At 47.1% G+C, this 21,815-nt stretch carries 24 protein-coding genes, 2 tRNA genes and 1 pseudogene; 10 read left to right on the forward strand and 17 right to left on the reverse strand.

What is annotated here, in order from left to right; all coding sequences use genetic code 11:
* Positions 1-25 precede the first annotated feature (25 nt).
* The 4 genes from AF_RS11095 (at position 26) to thiD (ending at position 4,126) form a co-directional block, all read left to right on the forward strand.
* Entirely contained in the window at positions 26-1,552 is a 1,527-nt protein-coding gene (locus tag AF_RS11095) for a hypothetical protein (RefSeq protein ID WP_010879694.1), read from the forward strand.
* A 43-nt stretch (positions 1,553-1,595) separates the two neighbouring features.
* Complete coding sequence (locus tag AF_RS11100) at positions 1,596-2,042, forward strand: phosphopantetheine adenylyltransferase (protein ID WP_010879695.1); 447 nt, start codon at positions 1,596-1,598, stop codon at positions 2,040-2,042.
* A 446-nt stretch (positions 2,043-2,488) separates the two neighbouring features.
* A complete protein-coding gene (fhcD, locus tag AF_RS11105; protein WP_010879696.1) occupies positions 2,489-3,382 on the forward strand; it encodes a formylmethanofuran--tetrahydromethanopterin N-formyltransferase in 894 nt (297 codons plus the stop codon).
* A gap of 12 nt (positions 3,383-3,394) precedes the next feature.
* Positions 3,395-4,126, forward strand: a complete 732-nt coding sequence (thiD, locus tag AF_RS11110) for a hydroxymethylpyrimidine/phosphomethylpyrimidine kinase family protein (protein ID WP_010879697.1) — start codon at positions 3,395-3,397, stop codon at positions 4,124-4,126.
* Here thiD and AF_RS11115 read toward each other — a convergent pair.
* The 5 genes and pseudogenes from AF_RS11115 to AF_RS12940 all read right to left on the reverse strand — a co-directional run.
* Positions 4,123-4,887 carry an ATP/GTP-binding protein gene (locus AF_RS11115; protein ID WP_010879698.1) on the reverse strand — a complete coding sequence of 255 codons (765 nt, stop codon included), beginning with the start codon at positions 4,885-4,887 and terminating at the stop codon, positions 4,123-4,125. The genes thiD and AF_RS11115 overlap by 4 nt on opposite strands.
* Positions 4,888-4,894: 7 nt before the next feature.
* Entirely contained in the window at positions 4,895-5,134 is a 240-nt protein-coding gene (locus AF_RS11120; protein WP_143274475.1) for a hypothetical protein, read from the reverse strand.
* Positions 5,135-5,196: 62 nt separating this feature from the next.
* Positions 5,197-5,679, reverse strand: a complete 483-nt coding sequence (locus AF_RS11125) for an HIT family protein (protein WP_010879700.1) — start codon at positions 5,677-5,679, stop codon at positions 5,197-5,199.
* 273 nt (positions 5,680-5,952) lie between these two features.
* Positions 5,953-6,026: transfer RNA gene (locus AF_RS11130), tRNA-Phe, on the reverse strand.
* A gap of 81 nt (positions 6,027-6,107) precedes the next feature.
* Positions 6,108-6,233, reverse strand: a pseudogene (locus tag AF_RS12940) (IS481 family transposase); the annotation flags it as partial.
* A 179-nt stretch (positions 6,234-6,412) separates the two neighbouring features.
* Here AF_RS12940 and AF_RS11135 point away from each other — a divergent pair.
* From AF_RS11135 to AF_RS11145, 3 genes are all read left to right on the forward strand, one after another.
* Positions 6,413-6,598 carry an antitoxin family protein gene (locus AF_RS11135; RefSeq protein ID WP_010879701.1) on the forward strand — a complete coding sequence of 62 codons (186 nt, stop codon included), beginning with the start codon at positions 6,413-6,415 and terminating at the stop codon, positions 6,596-6,598.
* A 210-nt stretch (positions 6,599-6,808) separates the two neighbouring features.
* Complete coding sequence (locus AF_RS11140; protein WP_010879702.1) at positions 6,809-7,027, forward strand: PIN domain-containing protein; 219 nt, start codon at positions 6,809-6,811, stop codon at positions 7,025-7,027.
* Between the two features lie 807 nt (positions 7,028-7,834).
* Entirely contained in the window at positions 7,835-8,500 is a 666-nt protein-coding gene (locus AF_RS11145; protein ID WP_010879703.1) for a hypothetical protein, read from the forward strand.
* A gap of 17 nt (positions 8,501-8,517) precedes the next feature.
* On the opposite strand, the gene AF_RS11150 is transcribed toward AF_RS11145, so the two are convergent.
* Genes AF_RS11150 through AF_RS11170 form a run of 6 tightly spaced genes read right to left on the reverse strand, consistent with a single transcriptional unit; the run spans position 8,518 to position 13,121 of the window.
* Entirely contained in the window at positions 8,518-10,164 is a 1,647-nt protein-coding gene (locus AF_RS11150) for an acyl-CoA mutase large subunit family protein (RefSeq protein WP_010879704.1), read from the reverse strand.
* Positions 10,165-10,173: 9 nt separating this feature from the next.
* Positions 10,174-10,596, reverse strand: a complete 423-nt coding sequence (locus AF_RS11155; protein WP_010879705.1) for a biotin/lipoyl-containing protein — start codon at positions 10,594-10,596, stop codon at positions 10,174-10,176.
* On the reverse strand, positions 10,593-10,718 hold the full coding sequence (locus AF_RS13775; RefSeq protein ID WP_257640141.1) for a hypothetical protein: 126 nt from the start codon (positions 10,716-10,718) through the stop codon (positions 10,593-10,595). Before AF_RS13775 ends, AF_RS11155 begins: the two co-directional genes overlap by 4 nt.
* Before the next feature lie 9 nt (positions 10,719-10,727).
* A complete protein-coding gene (mmdA, locus tag AF_RS11160) occupies positions 10,728-12,278 on the reverse strand; it encodes a methylmalonyl-CoA decarboxylase subunit alpha (protein ID WP_010879706.1) in 1,551 nt (516 codons plus the stop codon).
* 8 nt (positions 12,279-12,286) lie between these two features.
* Positions 12,287-12,682 carry a methylmalonyl-CoA epimerase gene (mce, locus tag AF_RS11165; protein WP_010879707.1) on the reverse strand — a complete coding sequence of 132 codons (396 nt, stop codon included), beginning with the start codon at positions 12,680-12,682 and terminating at the stop codon, positions 12,287-12,289.
* A 4-nt stretch (positions 12,683-12,686) separates the two neighbouring features.
* Entirely contained in the window at positions 12,687-13,121 is a 435-nt protein-coding gene (locus AF_RS11170; protein ID WP_010879708.1) for a cobalamin-dependent protein, read from the reverse strand.
* Positions 13,122-13,258: 137 nt separating this feature from the next.
* On the opposite strand from AF_RS11170, the gene AF_RS11175 reads away from it, so the two are divergent.
* Positions 13,259-13,525 carry a hypothetical protein gene (locus AF_RS11175; protein ID WP_010879709.1) on the forward strand — a complete coding sequence of 89 codons (267 nt, stop codon included), beginning with the start codon at positions 13,259-13,261 and terminating at the stop codon, positions 13,523-13,525.
* A 200-nt stretch (positions 13,526-13,725) separates the two neighbouring features.
* Here the strand turns inward: AF_RS11175 and AF_RS11180 are convergent, their stop codons facing one another.
* The gene (locus tag AF_RS11180) at positions 13,726-14,748 is read right to left on the reverse strand and encodes a hypothetical protein (protein WP_010879710.1); all 1,023 of its coding nucleotides are present in this window, start codon (positions 14,746-14,748) and stop codon (positions 13,726-13,728) included.
* 61 nt (positions 14,749-14,809) lie between these two features.
* A complete protein-coding gene (locus tag AF_RS11185; RefSeq protein WP_010879711.1) occupies positions 14,810-15,772 on the reverse strand; it encodes an ISNCY-like element ISA1214-6 family transposase in 963 nt (320 codons plus the stop codon).
* 51 nt (positions 15,773-15,823) lie between these two features.
* Here AF_RS11185 and AF_RS11190 point away from each other — a divergent pair, with 51 nt between their 5' ends.
* Complete coding sequence (locus AF_RS11190; protein ID WP_010879712.1) at positions 15,824-15,982, forward strand: DUF2080 family transposase-associated protein; 159 nt, start codon at positions 15,824-15,826, stop codon at positions 15,980-15,982.
* A 74-nt stretch (positions 15,983-16,056) separates the two neighbouring features.
* Here AF_RS11190 and valS read toward each other — a convergent pair whose 3' ends face one another.
* Together valS and AF_RS11200 are read right to left on the reverse strand one after the other, a co-directional pair.
* Positions 16,057-18,648 (reverse strand): valine--tRNA ligase, encoded by a 2,592-nt coding sequence (gene valS, locus AF_RS11195; protein WP_010879713.1) that lies wholly within the window; start codon positions 18,646-18,648, stop codon positions 16,057-16,059.
* A gap of 38 nt (positions 18,649-18,686) precedes the next feature.
* On the reverse strand, positions 18,687-19,439 hold the full coding sequence (locus AF_RS11200) for a fumarylacetoacetate hydrolase family protein (RefSeq protein WP_010879714.1): 753 nt from the start codon (positions 19,437-19,439) through the stop codon (positions 18,687-18,689).
* A gap of 64 nt (positions 19,440-19,503) precedes the next feature.
* On the opposite strand from AF_RS11200, the gene AF_RS11205 reads away from it, so the two are divergent.
* Positions 19,504-20,562 (forward strand): SPOUT family RNA methylase, encoded by a 1,059-nt coding sequence (locus tag AF_RS11205; protein ID WP_010879715.1) that lies wholly within the window; start codon positions 19,504-19,506, stop codon positions 20,560-20,562.
* Here AF_RS11205 and AF_RS11210 read toward each other — a convergent pair.
* On the reverse strand, positions 20,549-21,499 hold the full coding sequence (locus AF_RS11210; protein WP_158296899.1) for a DUF128 domain-containing protein: 951 nt from the start codon (positions 21,497-21,499) through the stop codon (positions 20,549-20,551). The two genes, AF_RS11205 and AF_RS11210, sit on opposite strands and share 14 nt — an antisense overlap.
* A 118-nt stretch (positions 21,500-21,617) precedes the next feature.
* Positions 21,618-21,690, reverse strand: a tRNA-Pro gene (locus tag AF_RS11215).
* Between the last annotated feature and the right edge of the window lie 125 nt (positions 21,691-21,815).

Here is a 21,815-nt window from a genome sequence, read left to right on the forward strand (position 1 = left end):
TAACTGAAAATAATCAAAATTTTTTGTGAGGAAAAGGTATGCTGCCCTGGCAATTGTCCTTGCGCTGATTTTGTCTCTGGCCCTACCAGAACTGCTTTTCCAGCTCTATCCCTCTTCTGCTGTACTTAATGTGGATAAGCTCTTAAATCCCCCACCTGAGAACCCAAATCCCTTCGCTGCGGAGCCTCCAGCCAACAAATACCTCGATTCGGTGTGGGCTGAGAGCCACAGAAACAGCTACTGTCAGGCAAGCTCCCCATTCGAAGCTCCAAGGTTTCCGGAAAAGCTGAGATTTGAGTACCTCACCCTCCGCGATCTCCCCATAACAATAGCGTTCTCCGAGCCCTACGAAGACGGCAAGAGGGTTGCGTGGGTCTCAACAGTTGGCTTTACCGGCAAGATAGCCAAGATAGACCTCGAAAACTTCAGCTTGATAGATGAAATCACTCCTGAAGGGCACAGAATGGGCATAAGCGGCGCCTATAGCGTTCTCGCGAATCGCACCTTCTTCGTTCCAAAGCTGAACAGGATATACGCTTACGGTGATAACGGCAGACTTTCCAGAATCGAGCTGAAGGGTGTCTTTGAGCTACCTGAAGTGTGCAGCGGAGAGGAGATAGTTGGAATAACGCTTACCTACGACGGAATGATAGCCTTTGCAACGAACTTCGGCAGGGTTGGTGTAGTATCGCCCAACTTTGGCGATTACGCCCTTTACCCAATAAACCAAAACTGCGAGATTGCCGAGACGATTTCCAACTCCATAGCCGCAGATGAGAGCGGTGGGATATACGTCGTGACAGATAAGGCGGTGTACAGAATAAACTGGGACGGCAAGAGTTTGAGACTCGGCTGGAGGGCCGAATACCAGACTGGGGAGCAGAGGGGAGGGAGGCTCGGAAAGGGCTCCGGCTCCACCCCATCGCTTATGAACTGCGGCGAGGACAGGTTTGTGGTTATAACAGATGGACAGAGGCTCATGCACATGGTTCTTTTCTGGAGGGATGAGATTCCAGAAGACTGGAAAGGGATTGAGGGAAGAGACAGGAGGATTGCTGCTGAAGTCCCCGTAACATTCGGCTTTGAGAAGGATGAGAGCTACTCCGAGCAGTCGGTGCTTGTTAGAAACTGCTCTGCAGCGATAACAAACAACAGGCTTGGCTTGAGGTTGCTCGACCTCCTGCCAGAAAGGCTTCAACCATTCTCTATGCTCCTCTCTAACGTCCCAGGAATCGCTCCTTACGGAGTTGAGAAGTTCGAGTGGGATGCTGAGAAAAGAGCACTCAGAAGCGTGTGGGCGAGCAACGTGAGCATTCCAAACGCCATACCGACAATGAGTGACAAAACGAATCTCCTCTACGCCATAGGCCAGAGAGGTGGATTCTGGACTCTCGAAGCTGTGAACTGGGAAAGCGGTGAGGCTGTGTGGTATGCGCGAATCTCTCCCCTCCCTGCTCACAACAGCTTTTACGCTGCAACTGAAATCGGCCCGGATGGCTGCATCTATACGGGCATGCTCTGGGGTGTGGCGAGGCTCTGCAACGCGGATTAAGTGGAAAAAAGGTTAATAAGTCCCTAACACTCAATTATATACCGTGAAGGTCGCACTTGGTGGAACCTTCGAGCCGTTGCACGAGGGGCACAAAAAGCTGATTGACGTGGCGATAAAGCTTGGAGGAAGGGACATAACCATAGGCGTTACCAGCGACAGAATGGCGAGAGCGAGAATCAGGAGCGTCCTACCCTTTGCCATAAGAGCGGAGAACGTGAAAAGGTACGTCATGAGAAAATACGGGTTCGAGCCGGAAATTGTTAAGATAACCAACCCCTACGGAAAAACGCTCGATGTTGACTTCGAGTACCTCGTTGTATCGCCAGAAACCTACGAGATGGCTTTGAAGATTAACCAGAAGAGGGAAGAGCTCGGAAAGAGAAAGATAACCATAGTAAAGGTTGACTGGATGATGGCAGAAGACGGGAAGCCCATTTCTTCAACAAGAATAAAGAGGGGCGAGATAGACAGGTACGGCGGGATTATCTAAGCTGAGGTTTCCAGAAGGAAAAGCTCGTCGAGCGTGTTAAGGAAAAGGGCTTCGTAAAGCTCAGGCTGCATTTCCAGTACAACTTTCCCCCTAGTGAGCACATAATGTCTAAACTTGGCTGGCAGAAGGATACAACATCAACGGGGAGAGAAAGCTCATCCTCAAGCCTCACTCCGAGCCTTAGATAGAATTTGAGGCTTTTGTTTGTTGAGTAACGTGATAATGTTGTATCTCACCGCAAGCCTTTCAACCTTGCTCATGCTTTCAAAATCCTTTGAAGTTATCTCTCTGATGGACTCAATGGAGTCGTAAATGTTCCTTTATCAGCCTCTTAACGAAATTCCGGTTTATTACAAAGTTAAATCACTTCAATCTTTAAAAATTTTCCAGCTTGCAAAAATAAAAAGATTTAAATCGCTTCTACCAAACAAAAAGCAGGTGATAGTATGAAAGTGAATGGTGTTGAGGTTGAGGAGACTTTTGCTGAGGCCTTCGATATAAAAATTGCGAGGGTTTTGATAACGGGCTACGACTATTACTGGGCCTGGGTTGCTGCCAACGAGGCTACGGGGTTTGGCACCTCGGTAATTATGTGCCCTGCCGAGGCTGGAATCGAGATTAAGGCCAAGCCCTCAGAAACTCCCGATGGGAGGCCGGGATACTACATCCAGATCTGCCACATGAGCAAGAAGGGGCTTGAGGAGCAGCTTCTGGCCAGACTCGGCCAGTGTGTGCTTACGGCTCCAACTACGGCAGTGTTTAACGGTTTGCCAGACGCTGAAGAGAAGTTCGACACCGGCTTCAAGCTGAAGTTCTTCGCCGATGGCTACGAGAAGGAAGTTGAGGTTGGAGGAAGGAAGTGCTGGGCCGTGCCAATGATGGAAGGAGACTTCATAATCGAGAACGACATCGGCTACACAAACGGAATTGCTGGAGGAAACTTCTTCATTATGGCCGAAACGCAGCCATCAGCCCTTGCTGCCGCAAAAGCTGCTGTTGATGCGATTAGCGACGTTGAGGGCGTAATCACTCCGTTCCCTGGTGGAATCGTCGCCTCTGGCTCGAAGGTTGGGGCCAACAAGTACAAGTTCCTGAAAGCATCAACCAATGAGAAATTCGCTCCGAGCATCAGAGACCAGGTCGAGGGAACGCAGATTCCTGAGGGAGTTAAGGCGGTTTACGAGATTGTCATCAACGGTCTCAACGCTGATGCAATAAAGGAGGCCACGAGAGTCGGAATACTCGCTGCTACAAAGATTCCGGGAGTCGTGAAGATTACTGCCGGCAATTACGGTGGGAAGCTCGGAAAGCACATCATAAACCTGAACGAGCTCTTCTAAATTTTTATTTTTATGAAAACTATTCTAACAATCTCTGGCCTCGACCCGTCTGGTGGGGCTGGTGTTAGCGCCGACATAAAGACTGCTAAGGCAATTGGCCTTTATCCCGCTTCAGTAATCACTTCTCTGACCGTTCAGAACACATGTGGTGTAAAGGCGGCTATTCCCGTGGAGGCGGAGGTTATCAGGGAACAGCTCAGAGCGGTCATTGAGGATATGAAAATCGACTGCATCAAAATCGGCCTGATCACATCTGTCGAGATTGCTAAGGTTTTGGCTGCTGAGCTTGTTCCTCTTAACGCCCCCAAGGTACTCGACCCCGTAATTTTTGCCGGTGCGGGCGGTAAAATAGGCGATGAGGAAGCTTACAAAATGATCCTGAAGCATGTTGATATCGTCACACCAAACCTAACGGAAGCCATAACGCTGCTGGAATCAACCAAGGAGGCAAGAGAGCTCGCTCTGGAAATGAACAAAAAGTATGGCTGCGATGTCGTGATTACCGGTGGAGAGCTTGGGGGAAAGGATGTTGTCTGCGAGGCGGGCAGAACATACACCGTCTCAGCAGAATTCTCACCCGTAAACATCCACGGCACGGGCTGCGTTTACAGCACCGCCCTCGCCTGCTATCTCGGCTTGGGAAATTCGCTGGAAAATGCTGTCAGAAAGGCAAGAATTTTTGTTCTTGAGAGTGTAAAAAAGGCTTTGAGGCCAGGAAGCTGTTTCCCTGTCGTCAATCCTTAGAACAAGATCCTCTCTAAGTCGTCCCCTCCGTAGAAGATTTCCTGAATTGCATCGTATATGTCCTCCATTCCGTAGCCCGTAAGCGCTGATGCCGGAATGAGCGGTCTGAACAGCCCAGCTTCCTTCAGCAGGAGAAAGAGCTCAAGGTTCAGCGTTTTCCGCTCCAGATTAAGGCTATCGTAGAGGGTTTCAGGGTCCTCGCTCCATTCCACAATCCTCTCAAGCTCCCTCTCCGAAAGAATATCCGATTTAGACAGAACGAGCACCTGCGGTATTTCAAGCCTGAATACGGCCGAAGACGCCATGAACAGCATTGAGAGAAATCCGGATGGTGTTTTGGACACAACGGGGTCGAAAAGATAGACCATAACGCTTCTTTCGGGGTTGAGAGCGTTTACGAGTACTCTGCTGCTCTCCCTGAGCGTGAAAAGCTCCAGCTGGCCGGGAGTATCTATCAGAACGTATTCTGACGAGGAGAGCTGAATTTCATCTCTAATGTCATCGATAAGGGTTGACACGAGGTCTGCTCCAATTATCTGCGCTCCGTTAGGCCCAACGTTGTACCTCCCCATGATATCCTCAAGCGTGAACCACTCCCTGACGTCGATGTCTGCAGAGTACGGGAGGAAGTCCGCGCCGGGGTCGAGGTTTACGGTCAGGTAATCCAGCTTCTTCAGGTCAAACCAGTCTGCAAGAGCCTTCGTCATGTAGGTTTTTCCAGAACCAGCTGTGCCGGTGAAGTATACGAAAATCTGCTCCATGAAAAAACTAAGGGTTGGGGTTCAAAACCTCTACTCTGTACTTGGTTTTCAGCCCCTGAACGTATCTTTTGGCATCCACAACAAAGGGGCAGTAACTCGGACAGCCTGCCCCCTTAACCCCCTGAATGCGGCAGTTTGTGCTGTTAGTGCAGTCAACAACCTCTATCTTGCTTTCGTTAACGTAGATGACTGCGGTGTGTCTCCTGTTTTTCACCTGGAGGATCGTGCTTTCGACAGTAACCATCATTTTAATCATGTCTAATTACCGCATAAAAAGTTTTCCATTTTTCGTATTCTACGTAAAAAAGTTCAGTGTTTATGAAACGCGGGGTATAACTTGTCATAGGTCTCCTCCAAGGCCTCTGGAATGACCTGCACGTCCGCCAAGACAGGCATGAAGGACGTATCGCCATTCCACCTCGGCACGACGTGAATGTGGAGGTGGGCGGCAATTCCAGCCCCTGCAACCTTGCCTATGTTCACCCCCACATTGAAGCCATCAGGGTTCATTACTTCCCTTATTGCCTTCAGCGAGAGCCTGACGAGCTTCATGGCCTCCACAATCTCCTCTTCCGTCATGTCTTCGATGGATGGAATGTGGCGGTAGGGATTGACCATCACGTGACCGGGATTGTAGGGATTTCGGTTCATTATGACGTAGCAGGTTTTGCCCCTGTAGAGTATCAGGTTCTCCCTGTCTCTGTTCTCCTTAGGAGCGGTGCAGAAAACGCATTCTTTCGGCTTTGGAGCGAGAACGTATCTTATTCTCCAAGGAGCAAAAATTCTCTCCATGACGGTAATATTTTCTGAGGTATAAATATTTTGTTTGGTCGCACACTAGGAACATGTCCCCATTACCAAAACCAATCTAAAAAAAATATGTATTCGGTAAAGGATATTGTTAAGGAGCTTAAAGTCTTTGAGATGTACCTCTCGAAATTAAAGGGAATATCAACCTACATTCAAAAGAAAACTTTAATTACAGGATTTCAGAGACTGTAAACAAACTGCTAGACTTTTTTAGGACTGGAAAAACGGCAGAATTAAGGATTTTAAGGATAGAAATGCCCGGACCCGGATTTGAACCGGGGACTATGCGGTCTTCAGCCGCACGCTCTCCCTGGCTGAGCTACCCGGGCTTAACCTATTGTATCCCATTAGTATTTTAATCTTTTTGGTTGGGTTTGCTCGTATGGCATCCCAATTATTTTTACATCTCTTCAATCTGGAGGAAGCTTGCACCAGAACGCATTGCAGAGTTCATCCCACTCCAAACTTATATGAGGCTTAATCTCGTTATGCCACCTTACAACTGCTTCAACTGAGCCAAGCTTTTCACTTTCTCTCAACCTTTACGTTAGTTTCCTCACATGAAGTGGGTCTAGGGTTGTGAAATAATTTTGGATACTACACCTAAGCCTAACTTTACAATTCCACAACTCAGCAACACTTCCACCTCCAACCCATTCAAATCTACAAACCCCACCTACGAAACCCCTTTCTTCTTCCAAGGCAAATCATCAAAATGCCAAAAATCATCGAAGCTGTTTACGAAAACGGAGTCTTCAAGCCTTTGCAGAAGGTTGATTTAAAGGAGGGGGAGAGAGTGAAGATTAAACTCGAACTAAAAGTAGAACCCATAGATTTGGGTGAACCTGTTTCCGTTGAAGAAATAAAGAAAATCAGGGATGGGACATGGATGTCTTCGTAGATACTTCGTTTGTGATATCCTACTAATAAAAACAGATAAGACAGAAAAAGCTATTGAGCTCTTCAACCGTTTAAATCCGATTGCAAGCGTAACGGTCTACGAGGAGTCCTTTTACACAGGCCTTCGAATTATAGCCCAGAAAAGGCTAAATATTAAAAATATGCTTATGCTCTCAGGGATTTTGTAAAGAAAAACGGATACGGCTTTGCAATGGATTTTGTAAAAGCTCTACATAATTTTTATGATGAAATTTACGTTGTTCAAGATTCGAGGGACTTGGAGTTAATTAAATCTGTCGCAGAGAAGTATAAATCACTCCCAAACGACGCCCTAATCGCTGCCACATGCAAACATTACGGCATCAAAAAGATAGCCACCTTCGATGAGGATTTCAGGAGGGTTGACTTTCTGGAGGTTGTTGGGCTTTAGGTTTTGGTATAACGCTTCAATCTCTAATCTTGCAATCCCGTTACAAATCCTGAAGTCAAGTCAAACAACCCTCTAACAACCTTTCTTCTTTCGAAACGAATTATTGGGGGTGTTCGGCCCCTATATCTGTGATATCTGCTTGGCGGTCGGTCACACAAAGAAAATCTATGAGAGGCTGGAAAAAGCTGAATTTGATTAACCTTCATCCAAAGGGAACGTGTCCCTTACTAAAACAAATAAAAGGATATTGTTGAGGAGCTTAAAGTCTTTGAGAGGAACAACTCGAAATTAAAGTTTTGGGAATAGCAATCTACATCCAGATATCATCGGCGAGAAGAACTGCTAAAATTCTGTCGGAGTTGCATCCTGTTTCCAAATACTCCGTTCACCGATGGATTAAGAGGTTTGAGGAGAAATTGTCCATCTCACCGGAGAAAAAGCCAAGAAGCCAGAAACTATCTGACTACAAAGTCCTTATATCAAAGAAGTGCTTGAGTACTGCGAAAACAAGCCGAAATTTGTGGTGGATAAGGCTCCCTGGCTGGTTCAGTTTGGAGAGTCTTGGATTGGAGTACTAGCATCAAACCTTTCAGTGAGAGAAGTAAGGTTGAATCCGTGTTTTCTTCGCTGAAGCAGCGAATTTAAGTCTTTTTCTGTTTGATTAGCTGCCATAATCCAGTGAGAAACTGGAATTCTGTTCTGTAAGCTTTTCATGCTTTACTACAATTCGATTGAGTGGTTTTTGTTAATTAGACTCTACCCTGTTTTTTAGAAACATTTATTTAATCTAAATTTTAAATTCAAAATGTGTCTCAACAAATTGACCCACAACAAATTGACCCAGAACTGAAGTCAGGACAAATTAAAGTTTTATTAGAGCAATACAAAATTCTAAAAAACGAGATACATTTAACTTCCCAAAAAATGACAGGAAATATTAGAATTGGGCTCATAGTTTTAAGCTTAATTGGGAGTTATATACTTCATTCTCTGATAAAAAATGAGATTACAAAGAGTGTCATAGATAACACTACGGATGCAGTTATGTACACTATTTCTATCCTGCTAATCATTGGATTGTGGACAAACGTATTTTCAAGCCTGAGCGCGATCGCTAGATTAGGAGGGTACCTGATTTACTTAGAAAAAACAATAAACGAATTAATTGGAAAAAACTTAATGATTTACGAAAGTGAATTTGTTCCAAAATTCTTCACGGGAAGTGCTATACTAGCTTACGATTTACCAAATGTCTTGGTATTTGGATGTACATCACTTTTTGTAATATCTTTTTTGGGTTATAAAGTTCTTGTAACAATCAATACTCCAGATTTTAACTTGATTTTGAGAAGTTTCATAATTTTAATTTTAGTTATATCAACAATATTATTTTTAGTTAATTTATTTACAATATTGAGAGTTAATAAAGTAAAAGATGAAATTGTTACTTTTTGTACTAAGAAAATTAAATAATAAAAAATAATAAAAAATCAGAAAATCTCGGGAGCCCTGAACTCCCCGAAAACATCTCTTAAGGCGTCAGTCATCTCACCCAGCGTTGCTCTCGCCTTCACAGCATCAAGAACGTAGGGCATTAAATTCTCATCCTCTTTCTCTGCAGCCTTTCTGAGCCTGTCAAGAGCCTCCTCCACCTTCTTCGCATCTCTGTTCTTCCTGAACTCCTGCAACCTCCTTATCTGCTTCTCCACCACTGCTTTGTCAACTCTCAGTAGCTCAATCTGTATCTCCTCCTCAATCTGATACTTGTTCACTCCAACTACAGTAATCTCTCCCTCGTCAATGGCCTTCTGCTTCTCGTAGGCGGACTTCTGAATCTCCCTCTGCACGTAACCGCTCTCAATCGCCTTAATCATTCCTCCCATCTCGTCTATCTTCTCAATGTACTTCATTGCCTCCTCCTCTATTCTGTCCGTAAGCCATTCAATGTAGTAGCTCCCGCCCAGCGGGTCAACGACGTCAGCAACACCGCTCTCTTCAGCAATAATCTGCTGCGTTCTCAGAGCAATCCTCACAGCCTTTTCAGTTGGCAGGCAGAGAGCTTCGTCAAAGCTGTTGGTGTGCAGAGACTGACATCCGCCAAGCACCGCAGCTAAAGCCTGCAGAGCAACTCTCACAATGTTGTTTTCGGGCTGCTGTGCCGTCAGTGTACAACCAGCGGTTTGAACGTGGAAGCGAAGCATCATGGACCTCGGATTCTTCGCGTTGAACCTCTCCTTCATTATCCTCGCCCAAAGCCTTCTTGCAGCCCTGAACTTAGCAATCTCCTCAAGGAAGTTGTTTCCTGCAGCAAAGAAAAAGCTCAGCCTTGGAGCGAAGCTGTCAACATCCATGCCTCTCTCTATAACCTTCTCAACGTAGGTGATGCCGTCGGCAAGGGTAAAGGCAACCTCCTGAACGGGCGTGGCTCCAGCCTCCTCCATGTGGTAGCCTGAAATGCTAATGGAGTTCCACTTGGGCATCTCTTTTGCACAGAACATGATTATGTCAGTTGCAAGCCTCAACGACGGCTCGGGCGGGAAGATGTAGGTGCCACGGGCGATGTACTCCTTAAGCATGTCGTTCTGCACCGTTCCCCTCAAATTCGCCCTCTCAACCCCCTGCTTTTCCGCAACGGCCACATACATGCTGAGAATCTGGGCGCAGGTGGAGTTGATGGTCATTGAGGTCGAAACTTTCCCCAACGGGATGCCGTTGAAAAGAATCTCCATGTCCTCAATGGTGTCTATGGCGACTCCAACCTTCCCGACTTCGCCAAGGGCCATTGGATGGTCGGAGTCGTAGCCTATCTGTGTCGGCAGGTCGAAGGCAACGCTTAACCCCGTCTGTCCCTGCTCAAGCAGGTAGCGATATCTTCTGTTAGTCTCCTCGGCAGTGCCAAAGCCAGCATACTGCCTCATCGTCCAGAGCCTTCCCCTATACATTGTGGGATAGACTCCCCTCGTGAAGGGGTAAACTCCGGGATAGCCCAGCTTGTTCTCGTAATCAATCTCCACATCCTCAGGCGTGTAGAGGCGGTCAACCACTATGCCCGAGGATGTTTTGAACTCCTTCTTCCTTTCGGGGGATCTTTCGAGGAGAGGCTTTACGTACTTCTCCTCCCACTCCTTCTTGTTCATACAAACCACCTACTTAAGGTAAACAAGCACATCACCGCTCGCAACCTTATCTCCCTCCTTAACAACAATTTCCGCAATCTCCCCGTCTTCAGGAGATGCGATGGGATTCTCCATCTTCATGGCCTCGATAATCAGCACGGTCTCCCCCGCCTTGACCTTCTCTCCAACTTTCTTGAGGATTTTGGTCACAACACCAGCCATTGGGGCGGTGATTGCCTTACCCGTGGCTTTAACCTCTGCCCTCGCCTCCTCTCTCCTCTCAGCAAACCTCCTCTCCCTGATGTCGGCCTTCTCGAACTCCTTAAACTCGAACTTCTTCTTCACCTCAATTACAGCCTTTTTTCCGTTAACCTTAACCTCAAAAACCATGGGGGAGACTTCCTCAACCTCCACCTCGTACTTCTTTCCCTGAACTTTAACTTCATACTTCATTCTCTCAACCTCGCCGCCATCTTCCAGTTTCTTGGATATTCCCTGAGCTCAACCACTCCCTCCTTCTCTCTCAGATAGCGATTTATCGCAGCTACCGCAGCCAGAAACTCTTCAGGCGTCATTTTACCACCTCAGAGCGGGATGTTGCCGTGCTTCTTGGGTGGGAGCTTCTCCCTTTTGCTCTCCAGAATTCTCAAAGCTGAGACGACCTTCACTCTGGTGTACTTGGGGTCTATTATATCGTCTATGTAGCCGCGAGCCGCAGCCCTGTAAGGATTGGCGAACTTCTCCCTGTACTCCCTAATCTTCTCCTCCCTCATGGCCTTCGGGTCTTCTGCAGCTTTAATCTCCTTCCTGAAGACAATCTCCGCAGCCCCCTCAGGCCCCATGACTGCAATTTCAGCGGTTGGATAGGCATAGACAATGTCCGCCCCAAGATGCTTGCTCCCCATAGCCAGATAGGCTCCTCCGTAGGCTTTTCTCAGGATAATCGTGACAAGCGGGACTGTTGCCTCGCTGTAGGCATACAGAACCTTGGCCCCATGCCTTATTATTCCCCCATACTCCTGCTGCACTCCCGGCAGGTAGCCCGGCACATCAACAAAGGTGATTATGGGGATGTTGAAGGCATCGCAGAACCTCACGAACCTCGCAATCTTGTCGCTGCTGTCAACATCTAAGCAGCCTGCAAAGTGCCTCGGATTGTTGGCAACGATTCCCACGCTTTTTCCATCAATCCTCGCAAATCCCACAACAGCGTTGGGGGCGTAGTATGGATGGATTTCCAGTAGCTCTCCATTGTCAACAACTGCAGTAATCACATCCCTCACATCGTAGGGCTTCTGCGGGTCGTCAGGCAGCACATCGTAAATCTCAGGCGTTAAGCGGACAGGGTCGTCGCCTGTCTTCACAACAGGCGGGTCCTCCATGTTGTTTAACGGCAGATAGCTGAGAAGCCTTCTTACGAGCATCATCGCATCTCTATCATCCTCAGCCACAAGATGACAGTTGCCGCTCTTCATCGCATGGGCCTGCCATCCTCCCAAATCAAAGGCCGAAACTTCCTCGCCTGTTACAGTCTTAATCACCTGAGGGCCGGTGATGAACATGTAGCAGTTAGGATTCTTGGTCATGACGATGAAATCGCCAATTGCGGGGCTGTAAACAGCTCCTCCAGCACACGGCCCCATTATCACGCTTATCTGCGGAATCACACCGCTCGCCAAGGTGTTGCGGTAGAAGATGTCCCCGTAGCCTTTGAGGGCATCAACTCCCTCCTGAATCCTCGCCCCGCCGCTGTCGTTCAGCCCCACAACGGGAATGCCGAGCTTCATCGCAAAGTCCAGAATGTAGGCAATCTTGAAGCCGTGCATCTCCCCCAAGCTTCCCCCCATCACCGTGAAGTCCTGAGCAAAAACGGCAACAGGTCTGCCGTCAACAGTTCCATAGCCCGTCACAACCCCGTCAGCGGGCAAATCCATCTTGTCAAGGCCGAAGTCGGTGTTCCTCTTCTCCACAAAGGGATTGATTTCAACAAAGCTCCCCGGGTCGAGCAGAAGTTCAATTCTCTCCCTTGCCGTAAGCTTCCCTTGTTCATGCTGCCTCTCTATCCTTTCCTTGCCTCCCATCTGCCTGATTTTCTCCTTTTTGCCGTAAAGCTCCTCAACAAGCTCTTTTCTCATGCTATCCCTCAGCCCTCAACAAACTCCAGCAAAACACCGTGCGTGCTTTTCGGATGGACGAAGGCAACCTTTTTCCCGCCAGCTCCAACTCTTGGCTTCTCGTCGATTAGCCTCAGTCCCGCCTCTTTGGCTTTGTTCAGCGCCTCTTCAATGTTCTCCACATTAACCGCAATGTGGTGAATCCCCTCTCCTCTCGACGAGATGAACTTGGCAATGGCGCTGTCTTCAGAAGTCGCTTCCAGAAGCTCCACCCTGCTCTCTCCAGCGGGAAGCATCGCAACTCTCACTTTCTGCTCCGCCACCTCCTCAATCTCCTCAACCCCGAATCCAAGAGCCTCGTATGTCTTAACAGCCTCTTCAAGGCTCTTTACTGCAACACCAACATGGTCAATTTTCCTTATCAAGCTATCACCTCTTTAACTTGGGCACCTCGGCCCTGATAAAATCAATTATCTCGTTCAGCGGAGTGCCGGGCCCGAAGACCTTCGCCACACCCATCTCCTTGAGCTTTGGCACGTCCTCTTCTGGAACGATGCCCCCTACAATGACGAGTACATCCCTGTTCGGCTCCAGACCCCTCTTCCTCAGCTCTTCAATGACCATCGGCGTGAGTTCAAGGTGAGCCCCGCTCAGAATGCTCAACCCAACAACATCAGCGTCCTCCTGCAGTGCGGTTTCAGCGATTTCCTCAGGAGTTCTTCTAATGCCCGTGTATATAACCTCAAAGCCCGCATCCCTCAAAGCTCTGGCAACAACCTTTGCCCCCCTGTCATGACCATCAAGGCCGGGCTTGGCAACAATAACCCTGATTTTCCTCGTAAGCTGAGCCTCCAAAAGCCTCACCCCGTAGGGGAGTAGTTGTCATATAGGTAAAAATTTTTCGGATTAATTCCGCTAAATGCCTTCTGTGAGGTTTGAATTTTGGGCGATGAGAAGTTCATTCCAAATAATTTTAAATAAGTTGGCTCGGTCTAACAATCATGAAAAAGTATGATGCTATTGTCATAGGAACGGGCTCGGCAATGATAATCGTTCAGGGATTGCTGAGCATGAATCCGGATTCGAGAATTGCCGTTATTGACAAATACAGGCCGAGAGGAATCTGCCTCACGAGGGGATGCATTCCCTCCAAGATGGTTATCTCGGTAGCTGAGATTATTGCAGACATCGAAAAGACCAGAGAGCTTGGAGTTGATGCAGAGATAAAGAGTGTGGACTTTGGGAGGATAATGAAAAGGATGAGTTGAATACATAAGGAGGTGGTTGTTTGAGGAGTGAAATTATTTTTGGGATATCACAGTTGATTTGTGGCTAATCGGAATTAATCTTGGATGGGAAAAATTTAAACTATATGTGGAGTTAGGAAGCACCCCCTGGTCTGGGGATGCCTCCACGTTCTAACTTTTGTAATTACACGTATATTTAATTTACGGATTTTCTTAGTCAGTCAATATTTTGTCTCATTTATGATTTCAGAGATGCTTTTGCATTCTACATCATAAAGGCTGGATATGTTTTTAGCCAAAACCTTGCCTGCATCATCGAAATAAGCCAAAACATCTGTATCGCGAATAAATTCGTAATCCCTATCTATGTTTAGAAACTTTACTCCTCCTTCTACAAACTGAGCATATTTAAGAACGTACTCGAATTTAGGTGAGTTTTCTATCCATTCTTTTTTTATCTGTCCGGGAACGACGTAAATGACAGGTTCAGCGTAATCTAAAGCTTCTGGAATTTTTTGAGATGAAATCGGCGTAATGTATTTAATCTTGTTGGTTCCACAATGGGTGATCGACCCTTTAATATTATATTTTTCTAATAATTTTTTCAACTCTTGAACATCCAAGCGAAAGTCTCCCTTCAGTAAGTTAATCTCTACCAAAGAAAGCACGATGTCTGATGCCGATATGAAGGGATTGCACTGGTCTCCTTTTGGAAATGTCTTGATTTTTGCTGAAATATTATTTTTAAGGATTTCCCAAGCATATGTTACTTCGCCATCAAAAGAATCCAAGTGGATTTCAATGTTATCAAAACTGATTGCTTCATCATTGAATATGGCGCTCCAAGCTGCTACGTAAGGAAAATAGCTACTCAGATGCCTAAGAAACTCTATGGTTTTCTTTTCTTGTTGCCTTTTTCTGCGGTCTTTTCTGTAATAAATCACCTTTTCAACTTTTTTAGTATTAAACGATGCAAATACAATGTGAATTCTACAGGAATCTGCAATCACGATATTTACAAAGTTTTGAGCAACATCTTCAAAATCCTGCAAACCCAACTTGCGTTTCAACTCATAGCTTTTAAAAACGTTTCTTGGACTACTTATTTGATAGGCCGATTTTATCTCTTCTATAAAGTTTAGATAGCGTCTTTTGAACCCTACAGGTTCTTTTATCTCTAATACTACTCCCAAACAAGCCTCAAAATTTCTGATCCTGATAAGTTTGCTGTCCGATGCCAGCATAGCTCAAATTTATTCTACACATTATTTCAATATTTTGGTATTATGGGACTTTGGGACAAAATTACCTCATCACCCTCACAGCAAATATGTTGTGCCAAAGCCCGACAGCAAACAAAGCCATCTCCCTCCTGTCCTCCCTCCTCTGCCTTATCAACCATCCAAATCTCCTCTTATCAGCAGAAAAACCTGCCTCGCTCAGATTTCTCTTAAAATATCTCTTCAGAAACCTGTAAGGCATTTCAACAATCCTCTCAATAACTCTCAACCAATCAAATCCAATTCTGGAAAGATTTCGCTTTGGAATGACGTAGACAGATGTCTCAGCATCAAACATCCTTAAAGTCTTCCTTGTGCTGTAATACTTATCCAGAGAAATCGAGTTTACCTTCACTCCCATGCTTTTGAGCATCTTCATCGCCTTCTCGAAGGCATCCTTCTCAGATTTTGCAGAATAACCAAATCCAACGTACATTCCCGTTTCAAGATCGATTATCCTGAAAACGTATCGGAAATCTTTACCTTTCTTCTTCGGATTGCTTCGATAGTGCTTAGTGATGGCTAAGCTGTAACCTGTTCCATCTCCTGAAAATTCTCCTGATACTCCTTCATCCTTCAACAAAAGAATGAAGAGGTTGTGCAAGGCCATCCTTACCTCTTCATCCGAGTACAATCTTTCTATCGTCTTGTAGCTCACCCTGATTCCAAACAAAGGCTCGAATAACTCAAGCAGCTCTTCAACATCCCTGTTCGACTTATTTATCAGTCTTGCAAACAGGAAAAGCATAACTCTCTTCTCCAGATCAACTTTCTTTGGCCTTCCTACTCTTTTCTCAATTCTGATCGCAGAAACAGCCTCTCTAACGTATTTAGGAAGTTTTCTCAGCCTTTCCTTGACAATTTCCCTCTTCCTCTCCCATTCAGCATAGGGATATTTCTCCTTCTCCTCCTGTCTTATCTCCTCAACTATCTCATCCAGAACCTCCAGAAGTTCTCTTACCATCTTCTTCGTTATTCTCACGTTCACAACCTGAATCCAACCACAAACTATATAAAGATATCTATAGATATATCAAGTATGAGGAGGATTGAGATAGTCAAGGATAAGCTTTTGCTCACAGATGAGGTGGAGGTTGTGTACGAGAAGAGGGTAACTCCCTTCGGAACTTCAGCCAAGGTCAGCGTTCCAAAAAAGCATATTGGACAGAGAGCTTATGTTATAATCCTCAAAGATTGATCTGAGAATTTTGTCCCAAAACCGGTATTATAGCCCAAATCAAAAAACTGCATTCTAAAACCAAATAAGAAAAATCAAACCTCAACAAAAACAACGCTGTTAGCTGTTTCAAGCATCTCCACTTCTCTCCCCTCAATGCTTTTCTCCGTCACCGCCTCAAACCACTCAGCCTTAACCTCAACGCTCGCTCCATCGAGGTTAACCTGAATCGCCCCCTCCTTCAGCAACCTCTCCTTTTCTTCCTTGCTGAGTGAGCCGACAGCTTTGATTAGGGTCTTCGCCTTTTCCCTGAACATGGGGCCGATGATGGCAAACTTTGGTTTAAGCTCCTTAACTCTCTCCCTAACCTCAGGCATCTCCGTAACAATCTCAACCTCAGAGTTTGTCGCCCCTGCAATGTCTCTTACATCAAGACCGTCAAGCTTGGAGTAGACAATCAGCTTCTTGAGGGGGGCGTTTAAAGCCAGCCCCTTATCGTGCTTGAACTTTCTAACTGCAGCAACAATCTCCTTAATCTCCTCTCCAGCCTTCTCCGCTCTCTCATCCAGAAACTCCTCCTCAACGACTGGATAGCTCTGCAAGTGCACACTCCCCTCTCTGAAGTGGCTCCAGCACTCTTCCGCCATGAAAGGCGTGATTGGTGCAAGCAATCTCGTCAGAACATCGAGAGCGTAGCTAAGAACGAACTTGGCAGCCCTCTTCTCCTCTTCACTGCCTGAGTAAAGCCTGTTCTTCACAATCTCAAGGTAGTTGTCCGCATACTCATACCACGTGAACGTCCTTATCGCCTTGATTGCCTCGTCAAACCTGTACTCGTCCATGTGCTTCCTAACCTCCCCAACAAGCCTGTTGAGCTTCGAGAGAATCCACCTGTCCGCATCTCTCAGCAGCTTCTTGTCCTCCTCAGATGGAGTGTAGTCGGAGATGTGCATCAGAGTAAAGCGGGTGATGCTCCAGAACTTCTGCTGGAATCTGCTGGCAGCAATGACATCCTTCCAGTTGAATATTATGTCATCCCCTATGACTCCACTCGCAGCCCACTGGCGGAGCGCATCCACTCCATACTTCTCAACAACCTCCTCAGGCACGATGACGTTTCCGAGGCTTTTGCTCATCTTCCTTCCATCTTCTCCGAAAACCATTCCGTTTATGACAATCTCATACCACGGAATCTGCCCTTCCAATGCTAAGGAGCGCAGAATGGTGTAGAAGGCCCACGTCCTGATGATGTCGTGTCCCTGAGGGCGGAGGTGGGTTGGATACTCTTTCAAGCTGGGCCATCCGCAAATCATCAGAGGTGTGATGCTGGAATCCATCCACGTGTCGAGAACGTCGGTCTCTCCCCTGAACTCTGTGGAGCCGCACTTCGGGCATGGCTCGGGAGGCTGAGTTGCCGTTGGGTCAACAGGAAGCCACTCCTCCTTGGCAACAACCACCTCCCCGCAGTTCTTGCAGTACCATGCGGGAATGGGTGTGGCGAAAATCCTCTGCCTGCTTATAACCCAGTCCCACTCCATCGACTGAACCCAGCTTTCCAGCCTTGAGTACATGTGCTCTGGAACCCACTTAATCCTCTTCGCAGCCTCAAGAATCTTCTCCTTCTCCACCTTAACGAACCACTGCTCTGCTGGGATAATCTCAACAGGTGTTTTGCACCTCCAGCATGTGCCGACATTGTGGTCAATCTCAACCTGCTTCAGCAGCTTCCCCTCCTTCTTGAGGTCTTCCAGAATTGCCTCCCTCGCCTCAGGAATGGTCATGCCAGCATATCTCCCGGCCTTCTCATTCAGCCTTCCGTCTCTCCCAACAATGTTTCTCAGCTCAAGTTTGTGCTTCTTCCACCACTTGACATCCTGCCTGTCTCCGAAGGTGCAGATCATCACCACTCCCGTTCCGAACTCGGGGTCAACCTCCTCATCCGCTATAACCTCAACCTCGTACGGAGTGGTGGGAACCCTAACCTTTTTGCCAATCAGATGCTTATTTCTCTCGTCATCTGGATGGACTGCGATGGCAACGCAGGCGGGAATAAGCTCTGGGCGAGTTGTGGCAATGATAACGTCATCATCGAACTTTATGTAGTTCAGCTTCGTCTTCCCCTGCCTGTACTCTATCTCTGCAAGAGCGATGGTGGTTTCGCAGCGGGGACAGAAAACGACGGGGTGATAATCCCTGTAAATCAGCCCCTTATTGTACATTCTGACGAAGGAGAGCTGCGTTTTTGAGTAGTATTCGGGATACATCGTGATGTACTCCTTGCTCCAGTCGATGCTGTAGCCCATCCTTCTCGCTGTCTCCCTCATCTTTGCAATGTTCTCCTCTGTAAACTCCACGCAGAGCCTTCTGAACTCATCTCTTGGAATATCACCCTTCTTTATGCCATACTTCTCCTCCACCTTAACCTCGGTCGGAAGGCCATGGCAGTCCCAGCCCTGAGGGAACATGACTTCGTAGCCGTTCATTCTCTTGTATCTTGCAATAAAATCGATAATGCACCAGTTGAGGGCATGGCCGATGTGGAAGGAGCCTGTGGGGTATGGGGGAGGAGTGTCGATTATGTAGTGAGGCTTTTCGGAATTCCAGTCAAAGTAATACATCTCGTCCTTCCACAGCTTCAGCCACTTCTCCTCAACCTCATGAGCGTCATAGTCCTTCCTGATTTCCATGTGTCCACCTCACAGAAACTTGAAATATAACTTTTTGCTCAGCACTCACATCGAATCTGTCTGTCAATTTTCACGGCAGTGTTTCGAAGGATACCTATCTTTTCAATCTCAACTTCAACAACATCTCCATCTTTCAGCATCCCAACACCAGCGGGCGTGCCGGTTGCAATGACATCCCCGGCTTTGAGAGTCATCACTGAGGAAACGAAGGAAACGAGCTGGAAGACGTCGAATATCAGATTTGAGGTGTTTGATTTCTGCACCACCTTGCCATTAACTCTTGTCTGAATTCCCAGCTTCGAGGGGTCGTCAATTTCGGCGATGTAGGGGCCGAGAGGAGCGAAGGTGTCGAAGCTCTTCGCCCTCGTCCACTGCCCGTCCTTCGCCTGCAAATCCCTCGCTGTGACGTCATTGAAGCAGGTGTAGCCGAGAATGTAGTCCGCTGCATTAGTTTCGGGAACGTTTCTGCAATCCTCCGCTATCACAACCGCCAGCTCTCCCTCGTAATCAACTCTCTGCGAAATTTGGGGCAGGATTATGCAGTCATCGTGGCCGATAACAGCAGTTGAGGGCTTCATGAAGAGTATCGGCTCCTCAGGGACCGGCATATTGAGCTCCTCAGCGTGGTCGATGTAGTTCAAACCTACTGCGATGATTTTTGACGGAACGACTGGAGGAAGGAACTTCACAGCCGTTAAGGGAACCTCATAACCGTCGAAGACAAGAAGCTCGCCATCAATCTCAAAACTTCCCTCGTAAATCCTTCCGTTGGCAACAAACCTTCCGAGCATGATATCACCTCAGGCGTAGAACTTCTGAGATAACTCTTAAAACCTTTGCCTTCTTACGCCACACATGCTCCTCGTAAAAACGCTGAGGGAGATGGAATACGTTGCTGCATCGCACATCAAAGATGCCATCGGTGATGTTGAAATTGAAATCAGGCCCTCAGGCTTCCTCGGCCTGCTCATCGTTCACTGCGATGAGAGCCTTAAAGAGAAGCTGGAGGAGATTCCCGAAATCGAGACCATAATCCCCGTCCTTGTGGAGTGCGAGGCAAAGCTCGATGAAATTCTTTCTAAGGCGGAGGTGGTGGCTGAGAAGGTCAAGGGAGCGAGAACCTTTGCAATTAGGACGAAGAGAAGGGGAACTCATGACTTCACAAGCCTCGACGTTAACCTCGATTTGGGAGACAGGATAAGGGAGCTTACAGGCTGCGAGGTTGACCTCAATTTTCCGGATAAGGCAGTTTATGTTGAAATTATAGGTAAAAGGGCCTTTATCGGAGTAATTGACGGCAGCGAGGAGCGGAAAAAGTACACTCCAGAGAAGGTTGACTCGAGGAAGCTTTTTGGAAAAATCAGCTTCGTCCAGATGCCTTATCTTGAAGATACAAAGGCCGCTCTGGAAATAGGGGAGAGGATAGGAAGGGCTGCGCAGGCTTTCGAGATAAAGGAGCTCATAATCGCCCCTCACGACTACGTCAACGCCTTCGAGCTTGAGTACTTCATAAAGGGAGTTAGGAGGGGGCAGATTGCCCGATACAAAATTCAGGAGAGGGCTTATGCGAGAGAGGTGAGGAAGGTTCCCGTCTTCGTTAGGGACCTCTACCAGACCGCGAGGGACAAGAGGAGAAAGAGGAACGTTTTGATAATCACCGACCCTACGGGAAGGCAGATTTCAGATGTGAAGGAGGAGCTTGTTAGAAGAATCAGGTTTGCTGACGAAGTTGTTATTTTCGCGGGAAGCAGAGTTGGCATTCCAAAGGGGCTTTTCAGGCTGGCGGATTTCGTAATTGACCTGGCCCCTTACATAACCTTTGCCACTGAGCAAACCATCCCAGTAACCCTATCAGCGTTGCTGACGGTTTACGAGGAAGATGAAGAGGCGAGAGGAGTAATCAAATCACTCTAAAGTCCCTGAAATCCACAAAGAACTCGTTAACCCTAACCTCAGGGATGATTCCGTTCTCGAAGAGTGGGGCTATCATGTTTAGGCCAGCACTCACAACCAATCTGGCCCTGTTTGCCGCTGGAAGTCCAAAAATTCTGTCTGAGGGGTGCAGAATTTTAATTACACCTCTAAGGCCTTTGCTTTCTGCAATTTCCAGCTCCCTTCTCGCTATGTCCATTGCATACCTGCTGAAGGACCTTATGGCGACTATAATTTCCCCCCTTCCGGTTTTGCATGCAGAGTAAACGGATGTCAACCCTGCTTTCAGCAGCAAAAGTCCGGGGCTCAGAGTGGTTCCGAAGTAACTGATCAATTCTGTTAGCCCCCTTGCCTCCATGTTTTCAACGCTCATCAACCCCGCGTACTCGGGAGTTGTGTTCACACCGGCGGTTTTCAATATGACATCGTAAATAGTGTTGGAGATAACCCCCAGCGCAAAGGAGTTTTTTGGAACCGTATAGCCTCCAAGTGACTCACCTTCTTCGGCGATAAAGATGCGGTTGGAAATGGATATAGGTTGCGAAATGCACTCCTCAACGATCTCCATTGCCCTTTCAAAGAGCGATTTATCGATAAAGGCGAAATTTGTGGGTACGAGCCCGGAAAGAGTGTAGAGGTCAAAGTTCGAGAGATATACGTTGTACTCTATTCTCTCCGAGAACTCCCCCAGCCTTTCGAAAGCACTTTTTCTCTTGAGTTCCTTTTCGCCTTTTTCAGTAAGTTCGGTTTTTCCGTTGCTGTTTTTTCTAACCAGTCCCCTTTCTTCAAGCTTTTTCAGGTGGTATCTTATGGTCCTTGCTCTTATGTTGTATCCCCTTTTTCGCAGCTCTAACTCAATTTCTTTAGAGCTTAACGCCCCCGATTCCTCTAAGACGCTGAGAATTTCCTCTTCAACCATTAAAAGATTAACAGCCATCAAAGTTTAAATCCATTTCTTTGCTCCGTATAAAAATCTGCTAAAAGTTTTGAACGTACGCCCCAAGCTGGACTGCACACAACTCACGGCCTATTTAAAGTGGGGCCGCCGAGATTTGAACTCGGGTCACCGGCGCCCCAGGCCGAGAGGCTACCAGGCTACCCCACGGCCCCAGCAAAAATAACTCGAAGGATGGTTTTTAAAGGCTTTTGCTCTTTCAAAAAATTCTGAACCTTATGGGGCTAATTCCGTAAATTATATATGCGTAGATGAAAAGGCACTCTAAGACGGAGGTGAC

The organism is Archaeoglobus fulgidus DSM 4304 (assembly GCF_000008665.1).
Lineage (GTDB): Archaea > Halobacteriota > Archaeoglobi > Archaeoglobales > Archaeoglobaceae > Archaeoglobus > Archaeoglobus fulgidus.